This window comes from Pseudomonas sp. JR33AA (assembly GCF_021378985.1).
Lineage (GTDB): Bacteria > Pseudomonadota > Gammaproteobacteria > Pseudomonadales > Pseudomonadaceae > Aquipseudomonas > Aquipseudomonas alloputida.
The window spans coordinates 218,554-241,744 of record NZ_JAJSAW010000007.1 but is presented as its reverse complement, the minus strand read 5'-3'; the positions used below and the strand labels follow the sequence as shown (position 1 = coordinate 241,744).

Here is a 23,191-nt window from a genome sequence, read left to right as displayed (position 1 = left end):
GTCTGAGAGGACTGCTGGTCATGCTCTGCTGCGTGGCAGGCATGGCCGTGGCAGAGGAAAAGAACATCCTGGTCACCAGCGGTAGCGACCGGGCTACACCCATCGCGGTAGTGCCGTTCGGTCTGCAGGGCGGCAGCGTGCTGCCCGAAGACATCGCCGACATCATCGGCAATGACCTGCGCAACTCTGGCTACTACTCGCCAATTCCGCGGCAGAACATGATCAGCCAGCCGTCGCAGGCCAGCGAAGTGATCTTTCGTGACTGGAAAGCGCTGGGTGCACAGTACGTGATGGTCGGCAGCATCGTACCGTCGGGCGGTCGCCTGCAGGTGCAGTACGCGCTGTTCAACGTCGCCACCGAGCAGCAAGTGCTGACCGGCAGCGTGGCGGGCAGCACCGACCAGCTGCGCGACATGGCGCACTACATTGCCGACCAGTCGTTCGAGAAACTCACCGGTATCAAGGGCGCGTTCTCTACGCGCATGTTGTACGTGACGGCTGAGCGTTTCTCCACCAACAACACCCGCTACACCCTCCAGCGTTCGGACTACGACGGTGCGCGTGCGGTGACCCTGCTGCAATCGCGTGAGCCAATCCTGTCGCCGCGCTTCGCGCCAGATGGCAAACGGATCGCCTACGTTTCGTTCGAGCAGAAGCGCCCACGTATCTTCGTGCAGAACATCGATACTGGCCGCCGCGAGCAGGTGACCAACTTCGAGGGCCTCAATGGCGCGCCAGCCTGGTCGCCGGACGGTTCGCGCCTGGCGTTCGTGCTGTCCAAGGACGGCAACCCGGACATCTACGTGATGAATGTGGCCTCGCGCCAGATCAGCCGCGTTACTGCAGGCCCGGGTATCAATACCGAGCCGTTCTGGGGCAAGGATGGCAACACCCTTTACTTCACGTCCGACCGTGGCGGCAAACCGCAGATCTATAAGCAGTCGGTCAGTGGTGGTGGTGCCGAGCGCGTAACGTTCGTAGGTAACTACAACGCCAACCCGAAACTTTCGGCGGACGAAAAGACCCTGGTAATGATCCATCGCCAACAGGGCTTTACCAACTTTAAAGTGGCGGCACAGGACTTGCAGCGCGGAAGTGTAAAGATTCTGTCTGAAACAAGTCTTGATGAGTCTCCCACTGTTGCGCCAAACGGCACCATGCTAATCTACGCCACCCGCCAGCAGGGCCGGGGAGTCTTGATGCTCGTGTCGCTTAATGGCCGCGTGAGGCTCCCACTTCCTACCGCTCAAGGCGAAGTCAGAGAACCGTCCTGGTCCCCTTACCTGAACTGATTGCGGCGTAATACATTTTGCTTAACACACTGGGGTTTCATTAGGAGTTTCACGATGGAAATGCTGAAGTTTGGTAAATTTGCTGCGCTGGCCCTGGCCATGGCCGTAGCTGTAGGTTGCTCCTCGAAGGGCGGTGATAACGCAGGCGAAGGCGCTGCTGTAGACCCTAACGCTGGCTACGGTGCCAACACTGGCGCTGTCGACGGCTCCCTGAGCGAAGAAGCCGCCCTGCGCGCAATCACCACCTTCTACTTCGAATACGACAGCTCGGACCTGAAGCCAGAAGCCATGCGCGCTCTGGACGTTCACGCCAAGGACCTGAAAGCCAACGGCAACCGTGTTGTTCTGGAAGGTAACACCGACGAGCGCGGCACCCGCGAGTACAACATGGCTCTGGGTGAGCGTCGTGCGAAAGCCGTTCAGCGCTACCTGGTTCTGCAGGGCGTTTCCCCTGCTCAGCTGGAACTGGTTTCCTACGGCGAAGAGCGTCCAGTTGCCACCGGCAACGACGAGCAGTCCTGGGCTCAGAACCGTCGCGTAGAACTGCGTAAGTAAGTTCTTATGCGTATGTGCCGCCGTGTAGTAACCGTCCTCGCACTCAGCCTGCCGCTTGCGGCCTGGGCTGAGGTCCCTGTAGTAGATGACAACGCAGGCAGCTATCCGCCTGCGGGTTATGGCACGAGCGGCGCCTATGCCGGGTCAGGGGCTTCGGCCCCTGCCTCTGCACAGGGCCAGCTGTTCATGCAGCTGCAACAGATGCAGGATCAGCTTTCCCGCCAGCAAGGCATCATCGAAGAGCTGCAAAACGATGTGTCCCGCATGAAGCAGGAAAACCTGGAGCGTTACCAGGACCTGGACCGTCGCATCAACAGTGGCGCTGCGCCTGCCGCAACCCCTGACAATTCCTCCGGTGGTGGTGCGTCCAATGCCGCCCCCGATGCCGCAGCAGGTGCTGCTGCGCAACAACCGGCCGGCAGTAGCCAGCCCGGTGATCCGGCGAAAGAGAAGCTCTATTACGACGCAGCTTTCGACCTGATCAAACAGAAAGACTTCGACAAGGCCAGCCAGGCGTTCAACGCCTTCCTGCGCAAGTACCCCAACAGCCAGTACGCCGGTAATGCCCAATACTGGTTGGGTGAAGTGAACCTGGCCAAGGGTGACCTGCAAGGCGCCAGCCAGGCCTTTGCCCAGGTCAGCCAAAAGTATCCGAAGCACAGCAAGGTGCCCGATTCGCTGTACAAACTGGCTGATGTCGAGCGCCGTATGGGCCATACCGACAAGGTAAAAGGCATTCTCCAGCAGGTCGTCACCCAGTACCCCGGCACCTCTGCCGCTCAACTGGCCCAGCGTGACCTGCAGAAGCTCTAGGCGTTGTCGCTGTACCGCTCGAAAGAAACCCGCGCCAGTCGCGGGTTTTTTCGTTAGAATCACTGCCCTTTTTTCGTAAACACGCTGCTGCGGATAACGCTATGTCGAGTCCGCGACAGTGCCTGACGGAGGCGGACAGCCTGTTTAGCTGTCACGCCCGTGGCGAGCATGCAAGACACATTACGCATCACCGAAGTCTTTTACTCTTTGCAGGGTGAGACGCGAACGGCCGGGCTGCCTACGGTATTTGTGCGCCTCACCGGTTGCCCCCTGCGTTGCCAGTACTGCGACAGTGCCTATGCCTTCAGTGGCGGTACCGTACGCACCCTCGATTCGATTCTTGAGCAAGTGGCCGGCTTCAAGCCGCGCTACGTCTGTGTCACCGGTGGCGAACCGCTGGCCCAGCCCAACGCCTTACCGTTGCTGCAGCGGCTGTGTGACGCCGGTTACGAGGTGTCGCTGGAGACCAGCGGCGCGCTGGATATTGCCGGCACCGACACCCGCGTCAGCCGTGTGGTCGACCTGAAAACCCCGGGTTCCGAAGAGTCGCACCGTAACCGCTACGAGAATATCGAGCAGCTGACACGCAACGACCAGGTCAAGTTCGTCATCTGTTCCCGTGAGGATTATGACTGGGCGGTATCCAAGCTGATCCAGTACAACTTGGCAGAGCGTGCCGGTGAGGTGTTGTTCTCACCCAGCCATCATCAGGTGAACGCCAGTGACCTGGCGGATTGGATCGTTGCCGACAACCTGCCCGTACGCTTCCAACTGCAGCTGCACAAGCTGCTGTGGAACGACGAGCCCGGACGTTGATTGAGGAGCACGTACACATGACAGAAAAACGCGCAGTAATCCTGTTGTCCGGCGGCCTGGACTCGGCCACCGTGGTTGCCATGGCCAAGGCCGAAGGCTACAGCTGCTACACCATGAGCTTCGACTACGGCCAGCGTCATCGTGCCGAGCTGAACGCCGCTGCCCGCGTTGCCCGCGACCTGGGTGTGGTCGAGCACAAGGTAATTGGGCTGAACCTCGACGGCATCGGCGGTTCGGCATTGACGGACAGCAGCATCGACGTGCCGGAAGCCCCGGGTGAAGGCATCCCGGTCACTTATGTGCCGGCGCGCAACACCGTGTTCCTTTCGCTGGCTCTGGGTTGGGCAGAAGTGCTGGAAGCGCGCGACATCTTCATTGGTGTCAACGCCGTCGATTACTCGGGCTACCCGGATTGCCGTCCCGAGTTCGTCGAGGCCTTCGAGCGCATGGCCAACCTGGCGACCAAGGCCGGCGTAGAAGGGCAGGGCTTCCGCATCCAGGCGCCGCTGCAGAACATGAGCAAGGCGCAGATCGTGCAGGCGGGTATGGCCCGTGGTGTGGATTACAGCCTGACCGTTTCCTGCTACCAGGCCGACGATGACGGCAGCGCCTGTGGCAAATGCGACAGCTGCCGCCTGCGCGCCGATGGTTTCAAGGCAGCCGGTATCGAAGACCCCACTCGGTATTTTTGAAAAAATCTTGATGGGGTGTTGAATTCTCGTTAGAAATCAGTATTATACGCGCCATCAAATGGGTCGTTAGCTCAGTTGGTAGAGCAGTTGGCTTTTAACCAATTGGTCGTAGGTTCGAATCCTACACGACCCACCATACGCAGTACGTGAGAGCCCGCTACCAGAAATGGTCGCGGGCTTTTTCGTTTGCGCTACGGTTTTTCGGAAAAAAGGGCGCAGCGCGCCCACCCATTACTCGGCCCATTCCGGGTCGCCAGTGAACACCACGGTCAGCCAGCGGTCCGGCCCTTCGCCGCCTACCGCGTCGCCAATCTCGTTGCGCCAGGCATCCCATTCATCGATGGTCTTCGCCGCCATGGTTTTGGGCACGATGAAATACAGTTCGATCTCCCGCGAACGCCCGACCTTGGCGACATAGGCGCGGTAAGACTGCAGGCCGTGGCGGGCGACGAAGGCCTTGGCAACCTCATCTACGTGCAGCTTGAGGTCACCTGGGGTGACCAGGAAGATTTCTGACAGCGCCTGACGCACCACCGACATGGGCAACGGCACGATCACCAGGCACACCAGCGCCAGTACCGCCGGGTCAATGTAGGGGGAAACCCATTCCAGCGAAGTGCCCTGCACGGCATAGCCAAAGCAGAAGGCGATCAGCAGCGCGGCCGTGATGCTGGCCGACATCACCCAGCCCTTGACGTCCATGCGCACGAAGTCTGACTTCAGTGTGCGGTTGGCGCGGGCCTCGATGACGGCGATGGTCACGCAGGTGATCACCGTCAGCGCCGCGTAGACCATGGCAATGCCGAACTCCAGGTGGCGCCCGCCTTGCAGCAGGCTGCTGATGGCATTGATCAGCGCGTAGACGGCCACGCCGCCGAGCAGAATGCCGTTGAGCGCCAGTACCATGGGCTCCAGGTGCCAGAAACCCATGGTGAAGCGCTCGCGCAACTTGCGTGACATCTGCACGCTGGTGGTGTGCGAAGTGATCAGCTTGACCACCACAAGCGACAGCCCGCTCATACTGGCATCGACCAGCGAGTACACGCCGTCGAAGACGATGGAGAACGAGCCGGAGGCAAGGCCGAAGGCGATGCCGATGCTGGCGATGAACAGGGTGGCGGCGATCGAGGTGCGTAAAAGCCCTTGTTCGCTGGTGATGTCGAAGAAAGTGGGTCGGGTTGCGGTTTGCATGAGTAGTGCTCAGTAAAAACGATGCTGCTGTTGTGGCTGTACTGGCCTCTTCGCGGGTAAGCCCGCTCCTACAGGGGCTGGCGCCGCCTTCAAGAGCAGTGCAAATCCCGTGTAGGAGCGGGTTTACCCGCGAAGAAGCCCTCACAGGCTAGACGCGAAACTGCTCCATCAGCGCCTGTTGCTGGTTGGCCAGCCGGTTCAGGGCTTGGCTGATGCGTGCCGATTCATCGGCCTGCCCGGCCAGCGATTCTGTCACGTCTCGAATGCCGGCCACGTTACGGTTCACTTCCTCGGCCACCGCGCTCTGCTCTTCCGCCGCCGAGGCAATCTGCAAGTTCATGTCGCTGATCACCGCCACAGCCTCGCCAATACGCTGCAGTGCTGGCAATGCCTGCTCCATGCGTGCGGCGCTGTCCTGGGCCTGGCGCTGGCCTGCATGCATGGCCCCCACCACGTCCTGGGTGCCTTGCTGAAGGCCTTCGATGACCTGGCGAATTTCCTCCACCGAAACCTGCGTGCGCTGGGCCAGGCCGCGCACCTCATCGGCAACCACGGCGAAGCCACGCCCGGCCTCGCCTGCGCGGGCCGCTTCGATGGCGGCGTTGAGTGCCAGCAGGTTGGTTTGTTCGGCAATGGTGCGGATCACTTCAAGCACCGAGCCGATTTGCCCGCTGCGGTCTTCCAGTGCACGCGCCTCGTCCATGGCAGTGTTCATGCCTGCTGCCAGGCGGTCGATGCCCTGGCGCGTGCTGTCGACCAGTTGCAAGCCTTCCTGGCTGGCCTGATCTGCGGCGCGCGCGGCCTGGGCCGCCTGCGAGGCGTTGTGGGCGACATCCTGGGCTGTGGCGCTCATTTCATTGGCCGCTGTGGCCACCTGTTCGATCTCGCGGTGCTGTTGCTGCATGCCGTTGCTGGTCTGGCTGGCGATGGCAGCCGATTGGTCGGCGGTGTCGCGGGCCTGCTGCAGCGACCCTTTGACCTGGGCAATGACCGGTTGCAACTTGTCGAGGAAGCGGTTGAACCAGGCAGTGAGCTGGCCCAGTTCATCCTGGCGGGCGTAGTCCAGGCGACGGGTGAGGTCACCTTCGCCACTGGCAATGTCTTCCAGGCGTGCTGCCACGGCCAGGATTGGCCGGCTAACGCCGCGAGCGGTCAGCCACACCAGCAGAAGACCCACGATTGCCGTGCCAAGGCCTATCAACAGGCTGGTGAGGTTGGCATTCTGGTTGTGGGTATCAAGGCGCTGGTTGAGGGCTACGGCAGGGGCCTGCAGCACGCTTTCCGGCACGTCCAGCCATACCTGCCACGGGGCTGTGTCAGGGATGGGCGTGAAGGGGTGGGCCACGCGCAGCAGACCGTCGGCTACTGTGTTTGCCATGGGTTTGCCGAGCGTGCTGTCGTCACGACTGTTGCCGGCCAGCAGGCCGGCGGCGGTGGCGATACTCACCTGGCCCTGGCCGTCGAACACATCGCGGCGGCCGTCCACACTCAGTTGCTGCAGGTTGGCCAGGCCGATGTCCAGGCCGACCACGCCGACTACCTTGCCGTGTTCCAGCAATGGCAGAGCGATGCTGGTCATCAGCACCTGACGGCCGTTGACCTCGTCGAGGTACGGTTCGAGCATGCAGGTCCTGGCGGTGTCCTGCGGGCAGGTCAGCCAACGGTTCTTCGCCGCGCCGTTGCTGCCGATGCTGGTGTCGCCGAGCATCGTTTCCGGCATGGCCTCAAGTGCCAGGTTGCCAGGGCTTGGTTGAGACCAGTACAGCGAGAAACGCCCATGCTCATTGCTGCCCATGGCGTCCTGCCCCAGGTAGTGGCTGTCCTGCTGGTCCAGGGCATTGGGCAGGAACACCAGGTACAGGCCAATCACATCCGGGTTGCCGGCCAGGCTGGCACGCGCCTGGCGGGTCAGTTCGGCGCGCAGGTCGCTACCACCACGGGCCTTCAGCGCTTGTACCAGGCGGGCAAAGCCATTGCCGTACTGGTAGGCGTCCATGAAGTAGCGCTGGATACGCAAGGCCTGGGTTTCGGCGTAGGCCTGCAGGCGTTGGCGGGCGCTTTCTTCGAGCATGGCGGTGTTGGCCTGGTTGACCAGGGCGGCGCTGCGATGTGCTTGGGTCAGCGAGGTGGCTACCAGCAAGGCGACAATGGCCAGCAGGCACAGGCCGGCGAGCAGGGTGATCTTCCATTGGATGGAGAGGCGACGCAGCGGCATGGGGGCTTTCCTTATCGATCAAGTACAACGCCCGCAGTCAGGCGCGGGCGTTGTCGGCAGCATGGCTCATTCGGCGACATAGTTGGGCGGTGCCGACCGGAAGGCTTTGGTCAGCCAGCCCAGGTAGATCAATCCGAGCGCAGCCCAGATGCCGCCAAACATCAGCGAATGTGCGTTCAGGTCCAGCCACAGCGAGACGATGATGCAGAAGCCGATGGTAGGCAGTACCAGGTACTTCAACTGGTTGCTCAAGCCTTTGCGATTGCCTTCGCGCAGGTAGCAGTGGTTGATGACCGACAGGTTGACGAAGCTGAACGCGACCAGGGCGCCGAAGTTGATGATGGAAGTGGCGGTGACCAGGTCGAAGAAGATCGCCGACAGCGAAATCAGGCCGACTACTGCAATGTTCAGCACGGGGGTCTTGTAGCGCGAATGCAGGCGGGCGAAGACGCTGGCCGGAATCACGTTGTCACGGCCCATTACATACAGCAGGCGTGACACGCTGGTTTGCGAGGCCAGGCCCGAGGCGATGGTGTTGATCACGGTGCAGGCGATGAAGATCGACTGGAACAGCTTGCCGCCGACGTACAGGGCAATTTCCGGCAGGGCTGCTTCCTGGTCGTGGAAGCGGGCCATCGTCGGGAAGTAAGCCTGGATGAAGTACGACACGGTGATGAACACTACACCGCCGATCAATGCGGTGAGGAAGATCGCCCGGGGAATGGTCTTGGCTGGATCGCGGGTTTCCTCGGACAGGCAGGTGACCGCGTCAAAGCCCAGAAACGAGAAGCACAGGATGGTCGCACCGGCGGCCAGGGCGCTGAACTGGGTCTGGCTGTCGGCGAACGGTATCAGGCTCCAGGTGGTACCCAGCCCTTCACCCTGATCCAGGCCGCGCACGCACAGGTAGATGAACACGGCGATGATCGCCACCTGTACACCCACGAACAGCAGGTTGAAGTGGGCCACCAGGTTCACGCTGCGCATGTTGATCAGGCTGATCAGGCTGACGAAGCCGGCGACCCACATCCACTCCGGTACTTCCGGGAACATGGCCGAAAGGTACAGCTTGGCCAGTAGTGCGTTGACCATTGGCAGCAGCAGGTAGTCCAGCAGTGAGGACCAGCCCACCAGGAAGCCAACGTGCGGGTTGATCGCGCGCTGGGTGTAGGTGTAGGCCGAGCCCGACTGCGGGAAGCGTTTTACCAGGGTGCCATAGCTCACTGCAGTAAACAGGATGCCGGCCAATGCCAGGATGTAGGCGCTGGGTACATGGCCGGCGGTAATCCCGCTGACGATGCCGAAGGTGTCGAACACGGTCATCGGCGTCAAGTAGGCCAGACCGATGATGATCACGTGCCAGAGGCGCAGGGTTTTGCGGAGTTGGCCGTTGCCGGAAGCGCTGTGGTCAGGCTGCATGCTGGCATGGCTCCTGCTGCTGGACGTAAACGACGGGCACGGGGTATTGCGCATGCGGCACGGGCGAGCGGGTGGGCTCCATATTGTTCACCTTTTATGTTGGAGCGGCGGAAGGCGCGGTGGGACGCGCAAAGTGGTGAAAATAAAAAACGATGGGTAGGTGGGTGTCAAGTTAAACATGACAAGATGTTGCGGTATTGAAATATTTATCGATTAAATACGGGTTTTGTTCGTTTTTTGCGCGTTTTTATGCGATTTTGATCAATTCGAGTGTTCGTAAAAATTAACGAAACTTTTGCTTGGCACCTTGCTGTCGGATGTGTCCGAAAAAATGGCATTTCTCGAGCAGGGCCAGCACTCGGCCCAATCGGGGGTGGTACTCTTCGCTTTCTGCGTGGCCTCTGGCCGCCTTCGAAGCCCTTACGGACAGCAATCGGTTCCATTCATGAAGAAATCAGTTGGCATCCTTTCCGGCCTGGCTATCGCCATTGCCGTCGCAACTACCGCAGGCGCCTGGTACACCGGCAAGCAGCTGCCGGCGGAGCTGGACAACGCCCTTGCACGCAGCAACGCCGAACTCACAAAGGCCCTGGTCAGTACCGGTGGTAGCATGAGCATCGAGCGTGTGTCGCTGGAGCAGCATCTCTTCAGCAGTACTGCCCAGTACCGGCTCAAGGCTCGCGACATCAACGTGGGGCAGGGCGAGGTGATCAATTTTGACGTGGGCGTGACCGACCAGATCGAGCACGGCCCGTTTCCCTGGTCGAGGGTCAGGGCACTGAAGCTGATGCCGGTAATGGCGGTCAGCAACAGCACGCTGCAGAAGGATGAAGCCGTCGCGCCATTGTTCGCCGCTGCCGGTGAAAAGGCCCCGGTCAGCGCGCAGACCAGCCTGGGTTATGGCGGCAGTGTGGTCAGCCAGGTTCAACTGGCGCCCCTCAAGTTTGACGAGGCGGATGGCAGCAGCCTTGACTTCTCGGGCATGCAGTTCGAAGTCAGTGGGGACAAGGAGGGCAAGGCCTCGAAGTTCCATGGCCAGGCCGACAGGCTGGTGATGAAACGGGTGCATGACGACCAGCCGCCGGCCTCGTTCGAGCTCAAAGGGCTGACGTTTGGCGGTAACCTCGCAGCCACCGCGCACGATGCCATTTATGTCGGCAACGTCGACCTGGCGTTGGCCGAAACCAAGGTCACACTTGGGCCGAAACAGCAGGTGCTGTTGATCAAGGGCCTGGAACAGAACGCCTTGCAAACCCTCGACGGCCCGGACACCGTAGGTGGTCGCGCGGAGTACAAGGTCGGCGACATCAGCTGGGATGGCCGCGCGGTAGGCAAGGCGCAGATGGCGGTGAGCGTGACCTCGGTCAACGCCCCGGCGCTGCAAGCCTTGTCGAACTGGTACCGGTCGCACTTGCCTGAGTTCGAGGCCGCCAGTGCGGCTGGCCAGCCGGTGCCGCAGATCCAGATGGACGACGCCGAAAAAGCCCGCTTCCAGGGTGACCTGCAGAAATTGCTGGCCGCCAAGCCCAGGCTGGCGGTGGAAAACCTGTCGTTCAAGACCGCCAATGGCGAGAGCCGCTTCAACCTGTCGATGGACCTCGCCGCGCCGGCCAGCTTCGACCTGCCGCCGGACCAGCTGAGCAAGCAGATTATCACTGAGGTGAAAGGCAAGCTGTCGCTGTCCAAGCCGATGATCGGTGATCTGGCGACCTTGCAGGCGTTGCTGGATGGCCAGACCGACACCCAGGCGATTGCCATGCAGTCGAGCCAGGCGGGGGAGATGGTCGGCATGATGGCGCTGCAGAGCGGCATGGCCACCGCGCAGGGTGATGATGTGGTCAGCAGCCTGCACTATGCCGATGGTATGGTCGATTTCAATGGCCGAAAAATGACCGTGGAAGAATTTGCCATGTTCATGGCGGCGCACCTGGCGGCCTTGTCACCGCAGGGCTGATCCATGGATCCCGTATTGGCCTCTTAGAGGGTAGCACCGTACCTGTAGGAGCGGGTTCACCCGCGAAGAGGCCAGTGCAGGCAACACAAAAAACCACTTTAGAATTCGCTGGATTGTCTGTAGCCTTCGGCCTCCGATAATAATCCGCGCCCGCAGAGGGCCGTGGCGGTCAGTGTGCCGTCCGGCACCCTTAGCCGATCTGCCAGGGCCGGGTGATACACTCGATTTGACGCGCACGCGCGCCTGCAGGTCCAGCGATCATGACCCAGATTTCCGAACGCCTTTTGGTTCAGGCCCACCTCGACGCCAAGCAGCCCAACCCGCTGACAGCCGAGCAGGAGGCCGAATACCGTGCGGCCATCGCTGCCGAGCTCAAGGCCCAGAATGCCGTGCTGGTTGCCCATTATTACTGCGACCCGGTCATCCAGGCGCTGGCTGAAGAAACCGGCGGCTGTGTGTCCGACTCGTTGGAAATGGCTCGTTTCGGCAAGAACCACCCGGCCGAAACGGTCATCGTGGCCGGTGTGCGCTTCATGGGCGAGACGGCAAAAATCCTCACCCCGGAAAAGCGCGTGTTAATGCCGACACTGGAGGCCACCTGCTCGCTCGACCTGGGCTGCCCGGTAGACGAGTTCTCGGCCTTCTGCGACCAGCACCCTGAACGCACCGTGGTGGTCTACGCCAACACGTCCGCAGCGGTGAAGGCACGCGCCGACTGGGTGGTGACTTCGAGCTGTGCGCTGGAAATTGTCGAAAGCCTGATGGACAACGGCGAAACCATCATCTGGGGCCCGGACCAGCACCTGGGCCGTTACATCCAGAAGCAGACCGGTGCCGACATGCTGCTGTGGGACGGTGCCTGCATCGTTCACGAAGAGTTCAAGTCGCGCCAGTTGGCCGACATGAAGGCGCTGTACCCGGATGCTGCGATCCTGGTGCACCCCGAGTCGCCGGAAGCGGTGATCGAGTTGGCCGACGCGGTGGGTTCCACCAGCCAGCTGATCAAGGCTGCCCAGACCCTGCCGAACAAAACCTTCATCGTCGCCACTGACCGAGGCATCTTCTACAAGATGCAGCAGCTGTGCCCGGACAAGGAATTCGTCGAAGCCCCCACCGCCGGCAACGGCGCGGCATGCCGCAGCTGTGCGCACTGCCCGTGGATGGCGATGAACACCCTGGAGCGGGTACTGGATTGCCTGCGTAACGGCACCAACGAGATTTTCGTTGACCCGGCGCTGGTGCCCAAGGCGATCAAGCCGCTTAACCGCATGCTGGACTTTACCCAGGCGGCGCGGCTGAAGCTTTCCGGTAACGCTTGAGGTTGCCGGGGCCGCGTTGCGGCCCAATCGCGACACAATGATCGGCATATGCAGGGCTATGTAGGAGCGGCCTTGCGTCGCGATTGGGGCGCAAAGCGCCCCCAAAATCCTTAACGGCCCATCATCTCCTGAACCATGCGCCGCTGCTCCATGATCTCGCGCTGGCGCTGGTCAATCTGTGAGGCCAGCGGGAAATTCCCACCCGCCCGGCGCTTGGCGTAATCCAGCTGCTGGATTGCCTGATCAAAGTCGCCGACCAGCGTGAAGTACTCGGCACGCGCCCGGTGCAGGCCAATGGTATTGCCCGACAAGCCACGCACCTCGGCCATGTCGTACCACACATCCGGGTCATCCGGCCGACTCTTCACCAGCTCGTTCAGCACCTTTTCGGCCTCAGCCGGTTTGTTCTGTTTCACCAACAGGTCGGCACGCACCTGTTTCAACGGATAGTTGCCCGGGTATAGCCCCTGCATCCGTTCGGCGCGCTGCTGGGCATCGGCAAGACGGTTGTTGGTGATGTCCAGGTCGATCTGCGCCAGGTTGTAGGTGATGTCGTTGGGCGCCTTGGCCAGCAGCGGCTTGAGCATTTCACGGGCCTCGTTCAATTGCCCGCCCTTGATCTGTGCCAAGGCCAGGCCATAACGTGCGGCATCCAGTTTTGGGTCTTCGTCCAGTTGGGCGCGGAAGCGCTTGGCGGCAAGCCCCGGTGTGCCTTCGTAGGTCAGTGCCACCCGGGCGCGGATCAGCTGGTAGCGCATGCTGTCTTCAATACCACCCTTGGGCGCCTGGTCGGCGCGGTTACGGGTGTCGGCAATACGTGATTCGGTCACCGGGTGGGTCAGCAGGAACTCCGGCGGCTTGGCGTCATAGCGATACTGGCGCGCCAGGCGCTCGAACATGGTCGGCATGTTGCGCGGATCGTAGCCGGCCTTTTCCAGGTTCTGGATACCGATGCGGTCGGCTTCCTGTTCGTTCTGGCGCGAGAAGCGCCGTTGCTCCTGAATGGCGGCTGCCTGGGTGCCGGCAATCATGCCGATGCCTGCATCGCCGGCGCCACCTGCGGCCAGCACGATGCCGGCCAGCAGCGCCGCCATCATCGGTAACTGCATGCGCTGCTGGGCCTCGACACCACGCGCGAAGTGGCGTTGTGACAAGTGCGCCAGTTCGTGGGCCAGTACCGAGGCATATTCGCCCTCGGTCTGGGCGTTGAGGAACAGCCCGCCGTTGACCCCGACAATGCCACCCGGCGCGGCAAAGGCGTTCAACTCGCGGCTGTCGATCAGGATGAACTCCAGGCGCCGGTCCTGCAGCTGACTGGTTTCGGCCAGCTTGTACACGCTGGTTTCAACGTAGTCCTTGAGCTGTGGGTCGTTGAGCTGATTGACCTGGCCGCGCAGCAGGCTGAGCCAGGCACGGCCCAGTTGGTGCTCCTGTTGCGGCGAGACGATCGCAGAACTGGCATCACCCAGTGATGGCAGGTCGTCAGCATGGCCGGGTAGGGCCATCAGGCAGGCCAGCGTCAGCAGGGTAGGGCGCAGTAGATTCATGCATGAAGCTCGCGTCGGATCAAAGATACCTACTGTAGCGGGCTCACACGTTGGCGACCAGTGGCGCTATCCTAGCCAGCCATGCCAAGAAGCACCCTGGCGATGCCTTTGGAGACCCTGCGATGAGTAACACCCTGACCTGCGACGCCGAACTGGACGCCCGCGGGCTGAATTGCCCTTTGCCACTGCTCAAGGCCAAGCTGGAACTCAATCGCCTGGCCAGTGGCGCGGTGCTCAAGGTAATCGCCACGGACGCAGGATCCCAGCGCGACTTCCGCACTTTCGCCCAGTTGGCCGGTCATACCCTGCTGCAAGAGACGGCCGAGGCCGGTACCTACACTTACTGGCTGCGCAAGGCCTGAGTCTTTTCCAAGGATCGTCAATGTTCAAAGTGCTTCGCGACTGGGTGCAGCGCTACTTCTCCGATGAGGAAGCGGTGGTGCTGGCGGTCCTGTTGTTCCTGGCTTTTACCGCCGTGCTCACCCTGGGCGGCATGCTCGCGCCGGTGCTGGCGGGCATGGTGCTGGCGTTTCTCATGCAGGGGCTGGTCAACGCCTTGGAGCGCGTGCGGGTACCTACACGGCTGGCGGTGATGCTGGTGTTCGCCCTGTTCATGGGCGCACTGGCGGTGTTCATGCTGGTGCTGGTGCCGCTGCTGTGGCACCAGTTGATCACGCTGTTCAACGAGCTGCCGGGCATGCTCGGCAAGTGGCAGTCGTTGTTGTTGCTGCTGCCCGAGCGCTATCCGCACCTGGTGTCGGACGAGCAGGTATTGCATGCCATCGAATCGGTGCGCGGTGAAATTGGCAAGTTTGGTCAATGGGCGCTGACGTTCTCGCTGTCCAGCCTGCCACTGCTGGTCAATGCCATGATCTATCTGGTGCTGGTGCCGATTCTGGTGTTCTTCTTCCTGAAGGATCGTGAACTCATTGGCCGCTGGGTCAGCGGCTACCTGCCGCGCCAGCGCACCTTGCTGAACCGGGTGGGCAGCGAGATGAACCGGCAGATCGCCAACTACATCCGCGGCAAGGGTATCGAGATCTTGATCTGCGGCATTGCCACTTACATCGCCTTCATCAGCCTGGGGCTCAATTACGCCGCGCTATTGGCGTTGCTGGTGGGGCTGTCGGTGGTGGTGCCTTACGTGGGCGCGGTAGTCGTGACCGTGCCGGTGACCCTGATTGCGCTGTTCCAGTGGGGCTGGGGCGACCAGTTCATCTACCTGATGACGGTGTACGCGATCATCCAGGCGCTGGATGGCAACGTGCTGGTACCGCTGCTGTTCTCCGAGGCGGTGAGCCTGCACCCGGTGGCGATTATCTGCGCGGTGCTGCTGTTTGGCGGGCTATGGGGGTTCTGGGGGATATTCTTCGCCATCCCGCTGGCGACGCTGATCAAGGCCGTGCTGGATGCCTGGCCCAAGCAGGAGCCTAGCGTTTCACCGATGCTTTGAATGTAATTGGGGCTGCAAGGCAGCCCCATTCAATTTCAAGCCTTGTTCAAGGCTTGGGCGGCCGCCAATACGGCATCCACATGCCCGGGCACCTTCACGCCACGCCATTCCTGGCGCAGTACGCCGTCCTTGTCGATCAGGAAGGTGCTGCGGTCAACGCCCATGTACTCCTTGCCATATAGCTTCTTCAGCTTGATCACGTCGAACAGCTGGCAAAGGGCCTCGTCCTTGTCGCTGATCAGCTCGAACGGGAAGCCTTGTTTGGCCTTGAAGTTCTCGTGCGACTTGATGCCATCACGCGACACACCGAATACCACGGTGTTGGCCGCGGCGAAGGCGTCATGCTGGTCGCGGAAGCCCTGGCCCTCGGTGGTGCAGCCTGGGGTGCTGTCCTTGGGGTAGAAGTACACCACCACCTGCTGGCCCTTGAGTTCGGCAAGGCTGACGGTTTGCCCGCTGGTGGCCTGGGCCTGGAAGTCGGCAACAGGTTGGTCGAGTGCTACAGCCATGATCGGTTTCCTTACATTGGGTTCTGAGGACGCCATGGCTCGATCAGTGCGTCGAGGTTCAAGGCGTCGGCAAAGTCCAGGAACTGGTCGCGTAGCCAGCTGATCTGCGTGCCGGCCGGCAGAATCACGGTGAACTGGGCGTTGAGCATGCTGCTACCGGTTTGCGGCGCCAGGTAGGTGTCGCAGGTCATGGCTTCCAGCTCGACGCGGTGGTCGAGGAAGAACTGGCACAGCTCGTTGATGATGTCCGGGCGGTAGGCAGCGCTGACATAGGCCACATACGGAAGGGCCTGCGGGCGCACTTCCTGGTCGGCGCTGCGGACCACGTCGAGGGTCAGGCCGTGCTTCTTGCCCAGGCCTGGGAGGGTGGATTCGAGACGTGCCAAGGCGTCCCAGCTGCCACCCACCTGCAGCACCAGGGCGCTGGTCTCGCCGTGGCGGCTCAGGCGCGAGGTGACCACCGCGCAGCGGTTTTCGAAGGCAGCGCGGCTGAGGACGTTGGCCAGCTCCATGGGGTTCGGGCCCAAGGCACTGATGACAAGGAATTGTTCGCGGACGGTGGGGGTGGACATGCAGCATTCCTAAAGCGATGAGCGGTCGGCACAGGACGGGCAAAAGCCTCCTGTCGGCAGGGCCCGGGGCTCGCATGCGAGGTCTTGGACGCTGGCGGGGAGCAAGGTCGACGGCCCGGCGGGCCGCGCTGCACCGATCAAAGGGCCAAGGGTAGCGAAATAAGCCGCCGAGGGGAATGCTCCACCCGCCTGCTTCGCTTGTGCAAGGTCGATGCCCCCAGTACCATTACCGCTCTCTTTTTCCGGCAGGAGCAGTTACATGATTGCGGGCAGTATGGTGGCATTGGTCACACCCATGGATGCACAAGGGCGTGTTGACTGGGGCAGCCTCGACAAACTTGTAGACTTCCACCTGGAAAACGGCACACATGCGATCGTCGCTGTCGGCACCACCGGTGAGTCGGCCACGCTGGATGTTGAAGAACACATCCTGGTCATCAAGCACGTGGTCGAGCGCGTCAAACGCAGCGCCAAATCGATTCCGGTCATCGCCGGCACCGGTGCCAACTCCACCGCCGAAGCCGTGCACCTGACCCAGAACGCCAAGAATGCCGGCGCCGACGCCTGCCTGCTGGTTGTGCCGTACTACAACAAGCCAACGCAAGAAGGCTTGTACCAGCACTTCAAGCACATTGCCGAAGCCGTCGACATCCCGCAGATCCTCTACAACGTTCCCGGCCGTACCTCCTGCGACATGCAGGCCGAGACCGTGATCCGCCTGTCGACCGTGCCGAACATCATCGGCATCAAGGAAGCCACGGGCGACCTGGCCCGCGCCAAGGCCATCCTCGATGGCGTCAGCAAGGACTTCATCGTCATGTCCGGCGACGACCCGACTGCCGTCGAGCTGATCCTGATGGGCGGCAAGGGCAACATCTCCGTCACCGCCAACGTCGCTCCGCGCGAAATGGCGGACCTGTGCGAGGCCGCCCTTGAGGGCAATGCCGAGAAGGCCCGCGCAATCAACGAAAAACTCATGCCGCTGCACAAGGACCTGTTCTGCGAGTCCAACCCGATCCCGGTGAAATGGGCGCTCGTCGAAATGGGCCTGATGCAAAAAGGTATTCGCCTGCCACTGACCTGGCTGAGCGAAGGCTGCCACGAAAAAGTCCGTACTGCCTTGCGCCAGTCCGGCGTACTGGTTTAAGAGGAAGTACACCGCATGAAGCGACTGGCTGGTCTTTCCGCCCTTGCCCTGATTATCTCCAACACCAGTGGGTGTGGCTGGCTGTGGGGCGAGGATGGCTATTTCCGCGACCGCGGCAGTGACTACCTGCAGGCGCACCCGACCGCGCCGATGCAACTGCCGCCGGACGCCAGCAACGTCAAACGCCTTGACCCGCTGCTGCCGATTCCGCGTAACGTCGCTGACGATACCGTCACGGGTGAGTTCGAAGTGCCTCGCCCGCAACCGCTGACGGGCGGTGCCGCCCAGGTCACCGACTACAGCCTGCAGCGTAGCGGCAGCAGCCGTTGGGTGCTGGCCCAGCATTCGCCAGCCGAAGTGTGGCCGGTAGCCCGGCAGTTCTTCGAGGACAACGGCTTCCGCATTGCTGAAGAGCGCCCGCAGACGGGTGAGTTCAACACCACCTGGCAGCGTTTCGACGAACTGTCGGCATCGCTTGGCCAGCGCCTGGCCAGCACTGCCAGCAGCGGCGACAGCGAGGTGCGTGTACGTGTACGCATGGAGCCTGGCGTGCAGCGCAACACCTCCGAAGTGTATGTGGTCAGCGTCGAGCGCCCGGCGGGCAGCACTGCCGAGCCTGCGTTCCCGTCCAGCTCCAGCAATACCGGCACCGATGCCCTGCTGGTCGACGAAATGCTTGCCAGCATGAACCGCAGCGCGGAGAAGGGCGGTTCGGTGTCGCTGCTGGCCGCCCGCGACTTCGACGCACCAAGCCGCGTCAGCCTGAGCGAAGACGGCAGCGGCAACCCGGTGCTGTACCTGGGCTCCGACCTGGACCGCGCCTGGTCTGGCGTGGGCCGTGCCCTGGAGCAGGGTGGCGAATGGCGTGTTGAAGACATCAACCGCAGCCTGGGCCTGTACTACATCAACCTGTCCGAAAAGCCTGACGACAAGCAGAACCAGCCTGGCTTCTTCGGCCGCCTGTTCGGCAGCGAGCCGACCAAGGAAGAGCGTGAAGCCCGTGCCGAGCGTTACCAGGTTCGCCTGAGCAAGGTGGGTGAGAGCGTGCAGGTCACGGTCGAGAAAAACATCAACACCGTGGCTCCGGCCGATGTCGCCCGCCGTGTGCTGAGCGCCATTCAGGACCACCTGGGCTAAGTGCGCTTCGCGGTACTCGGAAGCGGCAGCCAAGGGAACGGCACGCTGATCGCCAGTGGTGACACGTTCATCCTGGTTGATTGCGGCTTTTCCCTGCGTGAAACCGAGCGGCGCCTGGCGCTGCTCGGCGTTTCGGCGGCCCAGCTCAGCGCGGTACTGGTCACCCACGAACATGCCGACCACGTGCATGGGGTCGGCTTGCTGTCACGGCGCTACAATGTACCGGTCTACCTCAGCCAAGGGACATTGCGCGGCATGCGCAAGCCGGTGGAGGTGGCCGGTTTTCTCGCGTGTGGCGAAAGTCTGTGTATCGGCAGCCTGGAAGTAACCGCAGCGCGGGTCGAGCACGACGCCTACGAGCCGTTGCAGTACGTGGTCAACGACGGCAAGCGGCGCTTTGGAATGCTGACCGACCTGGGCTCTTACGACGCGCTGTTGCTGGAGCGTTACCAGGGCCTGGATGCACTGCTGATCGAGGCCAACCACTGCCGCGACCTGCTAGCACGCGGCCACTACCCGGCCTTTTTGAAACGGCGGGTGGGTGGCATGCAAGGGCATTTGAACAACCACCAGGCCGCGCGCCTGGTGCATGAGTTGGGCTGGAGCAACCTGCAACACCTGGTGCTGGCCCACCTCAGCAGCAAGAACAACCTGCCACACTTGGCCCGCCAGTGCTTCGTCGACACCCTTGGGTGCGACCCGGACTGGCTCCAGGTGGCGAATCAGGAACACGGGCTCGACTGGCGCGAAATCGCCTAGCCCAACACCTCAAGCAAGCGGAGCCCAATCATGGAAAAACGCGAAGAACTCTACCGCGGCAAGGCCAAATCGGTTTACAAGACCGACGACGCCGACCGCTTGATCCTGCTGTTCCGTAACGACACTTCGGCGTTCGACGGCAAGCGTATCGAACAACTCGACCGCAAAGGCATGGTGAACAACAAGTTCAACGCCTTCATCATGCAGAAACTGGAAGAAGCTGGCGTGCCGACCCAGTTCGACAAGCTGCTGGGCGACAACGAGTGCCTGGTGAAGAAGCTGGACATGATTCCGGTCGAGTGCGTGGTGCGTAACTACGCTGCCGGTAGCCTGGTCAAGCGCCTGGGCGTGGAGGAGGGCATCAAGCTGGAGCCGTCCACCTTCGAGCTGTTCCTGAAGAACGACGAGAAGGGCGACCCCTTCATCAACGAATCCCACGTTGTCGCGTTCGGCTGGGGCACCGCCGAGCAACTGGTAGAAATGAAGAAGCTGTCGTTGAAGGTCAACGAAGTGCTGAGCAAGCTGTTCGATGACGCCGGCCTGCTGCTGGTCGACTTCAAGCTGGAGTTCGGCGTATTCCACGGCCAGATCGTGTTGGGCGACGAGTTCAGCCCGGACGGCTGCCGCCTGTGGGACAAGGAAACCCGCAAGAAGATGGACAAGGACCGCTTCCGTCAGGGCCTGGGCGACGTGATCGAAGCCTACGAAGAAGTTGCCAAGCGCCTGGGCGTGCCGCTGTAAGCGGTGTGTTCACGCAAGCGCCTGATACCACGCGATTTTTTTTAAAAAAAGGTTTGCGTTTAAAAAGAACGCTGGTATGATGCGCGGCATTGGAGAGATGCCGGAGTGGTCGAACGGGACGGATTCGAAATCCGTTGTACTGGCAACAGTACCTAGGGTTCAAATCCCTATCTCTCCGCCATACATCGAGAAGCCCCGTAGATCAACGTCTACGGGGCTTTTTCGTTTCTGAATTGTACGTAGGATTTGTACGTACACAATTATTAGCCTTAGGGTCACGATGGGGGCTGGTGTGGCGGGGGCACCCGCACTTGAGTGGGCTGCCATTGGGTAGGTTATCAAGCGAGAATCCTCTATCATGCTGCTTATCGTTTCACGCATCAGTAGGATCATTGATGAGTCCTGAACATCTTGCAGTATCTCTATTCTCGGGTGCAGGTGGCTTCTCGTACGGCTTCTCTCAAGCTGGACTAAAGCCTATCTTCGGTGCAGAGTTCAATCCAGATGCTTGCGTAAGCTACGAGCTAAATATAGGTAGCCCTTGCCACAAGATCGATTTGGAAACTGTTGATCCTCGTGTCATCAAGCAGATGGCAGGTGGAATGAAGCCTTTCGTCATCATAGGTGGACCTCCATGCCAAGGATTCAGTACCGCTGGCCCGCGTAACGCCAGAGACCCACGCAATCAACTTATCTTTAACTATCTAGCGATAGTTGAGGAGTTGGCGCCTCAGTGGTTCGTCTTTGAGAACGTCGAGGGCCTGTTGACCTCTGGTGGAGGGCAAGATCTTACTCGTCTTGTTAAAGAGTTTATAAAGCTGGGTTACTCGATCAGGCTTCAAAAGGTTAACCTGGCCAGTTACGGGGTGCCTCAAACGCGAAAGCGAGTCCTGATAATTGGTAATAGTCACGGTCTTAACTTTGACTTCCCTTCTGAGCTGTACTCTTATGACAGCGGGAAGGCCAAGAAAACCTCTAGCTTGCCAATGGCTCCAACTCTTGATGCTGCTATTAGTGGGCTAGGTCCTACAGTTACAAATAAGAGTGATATGGCTTGCTATGCAAGTTCGGAACCTTGCAGTTCCTTTGATGCCGAGATGCGCCGTGGTAATCATGCACTAGGGGTGACGCAACACTTTCAAGCTCCTGAGCTATCAGCAAAAGCTCAGATTGAGCTGTTGCTGCCAGGCCAGACTATGAAAGACCTTCCTCCTGAGCTTTGGCATGAAAGCTTCAAGCGTCGAGCTAGCAGGCGTGTCTCTGATGGAACTCCTACGCAAAACCGAGGAGGTGCTCCTTCGGGTATCAAGCGGCTTCAAGGAAACCTGCAAGCACTAACAATCACAAGTGCTGCAAACAGAGAGTTCATTCATCCGCGTGAGCATCGCCCATTGACTATCCGTGAATGCGCTCGGCTTCAGACCTTTCCAGACGCTTATCAATGGGAGGGTAATAGTTCTAGCGTGATTCAACAGATTGGAAACGCTGTTCCGCCGCTTGCAGCTGCCACCCTGGCCCGTCACATTCAGGCAATTGATGGTCGCTTTGGTTCAGGGTTGCAGCATGCACTCCAGAGCGATTCACCTGGTTTGTTAGGCTTTGTACTTACAGAGTCTACAGGCATGAGTCCAGCACTTAAGACAACACAAGCTCTGCTAAAAGGGCTTCATCAAGGAAGTTTAGAGTTCGATGCATTATAAAGGAAAGCGCCTAAGTGCGGAAATGTCCAAGCTCTTGACGCGCCTCTTGACCATAAGCAAAACGGCGAACATGAATGCGTTAATGCATCCAAGCGAGCTAGCTAAGGTTATTGCTTTGGTTGCAACTGATATCGGTGTGTCTAGGGCTATGTCAAACGCATTTCCACAAATGTGGAGTAAGATTGCCCCTCATGCCGAGTATTATTCGCTGGATGTTGAGTGGTTTCTAGAGTCAAGCATCTGCATAACTACCATAGATGTGGTTAATCTCCTAGAGTTTGGTATAGGGCTAGACGAGGATTTTTTGACCTATCTGAAGTGCCTTGTTGAGCTCCATAAGCGTCGGCGTAAATATGGGTTAATATTGCAGCGCCAGCCATTACCTACGATGGTTCAAGTATCGCCTAGGGCGCTGATGGAGTATGGCGCGGGCTTCGAGCCGGAAGCATTAGCCTCATGGCTGACTTGGCGTAAATTCTTCTACGATTTAGACAATCGTTCAGCTCAGGAGACAGGGTATCTCTTCGAGCCCATTCTTGCTTCGGCTATTGGTGGTGAGCCTAAGTCTGCTCGCGAACGAGTTGTGCGGCGAAGTGCTGACCCTTCCAAGGGGCGGCAGGTTGATTGCTGGAAAGTTGCTTCTGACGGAACTCCTCTCGCATACGAGTTAAAGTTGAGGGTTACAATTGCGGCGAGCGGGCAGGGAAGATTTGGTGAAGAGCTATCGTTCGCACAAGATTGTTTGGATTCGGGGGTAAAGCCAATACTTGTTGTACTTGATCCTACTGAAAATGGAAAGTTGACAGGGCTGCAGGCAGCATATAAGAAAGTTGGGGGAGAGGCGTACGTTGGTGATGCTGCTTGGGAGCATCTTGAATGCGAAGCGGGGCCAACTATGGCGGCGTTCATTGAGCGATATGTTCGTAGGCCGGTAGACACTATTTCAGCATTCGAGGAAGTTTCGGAGGGTGACCCTTCTAAGCGAAACATCGTGCTGCTCGATCTTGCAGCTAAGCTGCAGGGGAATGAGTTAACGATAATGCTTGGCCCTCACGAGCAGCGTATAGAGCGGCATGAAGATCAGTCATTAGCAGACGATGATGAATCAAGGGATGATCTATAATTTAAAAATGCGCCTATTGCGTTACTCCTGAAGGGAAGTGAGCAGAAATCTAGAAGCAGGTACGCTCTCCAGAATTTTAAATCATTCGCTTACTCTGGGTCATGATCGCCGGCGATCTGCGAGCCATAATATGGTTGAGAGAGCCGGCAAATCCTACTCAAGTTTAGGTCGGAGCTTAGCGCCCTTGCTTCTGGCTTCTGGCCCGCAAACGGCTGATTTTTAAATATAGAGGGCCAA

21 protein-coding genes, 2 tRNA genes and 1 pseudogene are annotated in these 23,191 nt (G+C 60.1%); 17 read left to right on the top strand and 7 right to left on the bottom strand.

The window, feature by feature from the left end:
* Positions 1–20: 20 nt before the first annotated feature.
* From tolB to LVS58_RS14215, 6 genes are all read left to right on the top strand, one after another.
* Positions 21–1,292: a Tol-Pal system beta propeller repeat protein TolB gene (gene tolB, locus LVS58_RS14240; RefSeq protein WP_012051477.1), complete on the top strand. Its 1,272-nt coding sequence runs from the start codon at positions 21–23 to the stop codon at positions 1,290–1,292.
* A gap of 54 nt (positions 1,293–1,346) precedes the next feature.
* Positions 1,347–1,847: a peptidoglycan-associated lipoprotein Pal gene (pal, locus tag LVS58_RS14235; protein ID WP_003254755.1), complete on the top strand. Its 501-nt coding sequence runs from the start codon at positions 1,347–1,349 to the stop codon at positions 1,845–1,847.
* Positions 1,848–1,853: 6 nt separating this feature from the next.
* Positions 1,854–2,660: a tol-pal system protein YbgF gene (gene ybgF, locus LVS58_RS14230; RefSeq protein ID WP_003254754.1), complete on the top strand. Its 807-nt coding sequence runs from the start codon at positions 1,854–1,856 to the stop codon at positions 2,658–2,660.
* A 168-nt stretch (positions 2,661–2,828) separates the two neighbouring features.
* Positions 2,829–3,476 carry a 7-carboxy-7-deazaguanine synthase QueE gene (gene queE / locus LVS58_RS14225; RefSeq protein ID WP_003254753.1) on the top strand — a complete coding sequence of 216 codons (648 nt, stop codon included), beginning with the start codon at positions 2,829–2,831 and terminating at the stop codon, positions 3,474–3,476.
* Positions 3,476–4,168 (top strand): 7-cyano-7-deazaguanine synthase QueC, encoded by a 693-nt coding sequence (gene queC / locus LVS58_RS14220; RefSeq protein WP_325175984.1) that lies wholly within the window; start codon positions 3,476–3,478, stop codon positions 4,166–4,168. The genes queE and queC overlap by 1 nt, the downstream gene beginning before the upstream one ends.
* Before the next feature lie 60 nt (positions 4,169–4,228).
* Positions 4,229–4,304, top strand: a tRNA-Lys gene (locus LVS58_RS14215).
* Positions 4,305–4,399: 95 nt separating this feature from the next.
* Here the strand turns inward: LVS58_RS14215 and LVS58_RS14210 are convergent.
* The 4 genes and pseudogenes from LVS58_RS14210 to LVS58_RS14200 all read right to left on the bottom strand — a co-directional run bounded on the left by LVS58_RS14210 (position 4,400) and on the right by LVS58_RS14200 (position 8,993).
* Positions 4,400–5,359: a cation diffusion facilitator family transporter gene (locus LVS58_RS14210; protein WP_233691621.1), complete on the bottom strand. Its 960-nt coding sequence runs from the start codon at positions 5,357–5,359 to the stop codon at positions 4,400–4,402.
* Positions 5,360–5,507: 148 nt separating this feature from the next.
* Positions 5,508–6,263, bottom strand: a complete 756-nt coding sequence (locus LVS58_RS25305; RefSeq protein ID WP_442796463.1) for a methyl-accepting chemotaxis protein — start codon at positions 6,261–6,263, stop codon at positions 5,508–5,510.
* Between the two features lie 102 nt (positions 6,264–6,365).
* A pseudogene (locus LVS58_RS25300) lies at positions 6,366–7,355 on the bottom strand (PDC sensor domain-containing protein); the annotation flags it as partial.
* Positions 7,356–7,640: 285 nt separating this feature from the next.
* Positions 7,641–8,993, bottom strand: a complete 1,353-nt coding sequence (locus LVS58_RS14200; protein ID WP_233691619.1) for an APC family permease — start codon at positions 8,991–8,993, stop codon at positions 7,641–7,643.
* 445 nt (positions 8,994–9,438) lie between these two features.
* Between LVS58_RS14200 and LVS58_RS14195 the strand changes: the two genes are divergently transcribed.
* Positions 9,439–10,947 (top strand): YdgA family protein, encoded by a 1,509-nt coding sequence (locus LVS58_RS14195; RefSeq protein ID WP_233691618.1) that lies wholly within the window; start codon positions 9,439–9,441, stop codon positions 10,945–10,947.
* Positions 10,948–11,207: 260 nt separating this feature from the next.
* Positions 11,208–12,266, top strand: coding sequence for a quinolinate synthase NadA (gene nadA, locus LVS58_RS14190; RefSeq protein WP_112254224.1), 1,059 nt, complete (start codon positions 11,208–11,210; stop codon positions 12,264–12,266).
* 110 nt (positions 12,267–12,376) lie between these two features.
* Here the strand turns inward: nadA and LVS58_RS14185 are convergent, their stop codons facing one another.
* A complete protein-coding gene (locus LVS58_RS14185; protein WP_014590004.1) occupies positions 12,377–13,813 on the bottom strand; it encodes a M48 family metalloprotease in 1,437 nt (478 codons plus the stop codon).
* Positions 13,814–13,935: 122 nt separating this feature from the next.
* On the opposite strand from LVS58_RS14185, the gene LVS58_RS14180 reads away from it, so the two are divergent.
* Both LVS58_RS14180 and LVS58_RS14175 read left to right on the top strand, forming a co-directional pair.
* Entirely contained in the window at positions 13,936–14,175 is a 240-nt protein-coding gene (locus tag LVS58_RS14180; RefSeq protein WP_233691617.1) for a sulfurtransferase TusA family protein, read from the top strand.
* Positions 14,176–14,195: 20 nt separating this feature from the next.
* Positions 14,196–15,266: an AI-2E family transporter gene (locus tag LVS58_RS14175; protein WP_003254744.1), complete on the top strand. Its 1,071-nt coding sequence runs from the start codon at positions 14,196–14,198 to the stop codon at positions 15,264–15,266.
* A gap of 35 nt (positions 15,267–15,301) precedes the next feature.
* On the opposite strand, the gene LVS58_RS14170 is transcribed toward LVS58_RS14175, so the two are convergent.
* Both LVS58_RS14170 and LVS58_RS14165 read right to left on the bottom strand, forming a co-directional pair.
* Entirely contained in the window at positions 15,302–15,775 is a 474-nt protein-coding gene (locus tag LVS58_RS14170) for a peroxiredoxin (RefSeq protein WP_003254742.1), read from the bottom strand.
* A gap of 11 nt (positions 15,776–15,786) precedes the next feature.
* Positions 15,787–16,347, bottom strand: coding sequence for a glycine cleavage system protein R (locus tag LVS58_RS14165; protein WP_003254741.1), 561 nt, complete (start codon positions 16,345–16,347; stop codon positions 15,787–15,789).
* Positions 16,348–16,606: 259 nt separating this feature from the next.
* On the opposite strand from LVS58_RS14165, the gene dapA reads away from it, so the two are divergent.
* The 7 genes from dapA (at position 16,607) to LVS58_RS14130 (ending at position 22,954) form a co-directional block, all read left to right on the top strand.
* Positions 16,607–17,494: a 4-hydroxy-tetrahydrodipicolinate synthase gene (gene dapA, locus LVS58_RS14160; RefSeq protein ID WP_233691616.1), complete on the top strand. Its 888-nt coding sequence runs from the start codon at positions 16,607–16,609 to the stop codon at positions 17,492–17,494.
* 15 nt (positions 17,495–17,509) lie between these two features.
* The gene (gene bamC / locus LVS58_RS14155; RefSeq protein WP_233691615.1) at positions 17,510–18,631 is read left to right on the top strand and encodes an outer membrane protein assembly factor BamC; all 1,122 of its coding nucleotides are present in this window, start codon (positions 17,510–17,512) and stop codon (positions 18,629–18,631) included.
* Positions 18,632–19,390 carry an MBL fold metallo-hydrolase gene (locus LVS58_RS14150; RefSeq protein ID WP_233691614.1) on the top strand — a complete coding sequence of 253 codons (759 nt, stop codon included), beginning with the start codon at positions 18,632–18,634 and terminating at the stop codon, positions 19,388–19,390.
* A gap of 30 nt (positions 19,391–19,420) precedes the next feature.
* On the top strand, positions 19,421–20,131 hold the full coding sequence (purC, locus tag LVS58_RS14145; protein WP_003254733.1) for a phosphoribosylaminoimidazolesuccinocarboxamide synthase: 711 nt from the start codon (positions 19,421–19,423) through the stop codon (positions 20,129–20,131).
* Between the two features lie 91 nt (positions 20,132–20,222).
* A tRNA-Ser gene (locus tag LVS58_RS14140) sits at positions 20,223–20,312 on the top strand.
* A 214-nt stretch (positions 20,313–20,526) separates the two neighbouring features.
* The gene (locus LVS58_RS14135; protein ID WP_233691613.1) at positions 20,527–21,831 is read left to right on the top strand and encodes a DNA cytosine methyltransferase; all 1,305 of its coding nucleotides are present in this window, start codon (positions 20,527–20,529) and stop codon (positions 21,829–21,831) included.
* Between the two features lie 22 nt (positions 21,832–21,853).
* Entirely contained in the window at positions 21,854–22,954 is a 1,101-nt protein-coding gene (locus tag LVS58_RS14130; protein ID WP_233691612.1) for a hypothetical protein, read from the top strand.
* Positions 22,955–23,191: the final 237 nt, after the last annotated feature.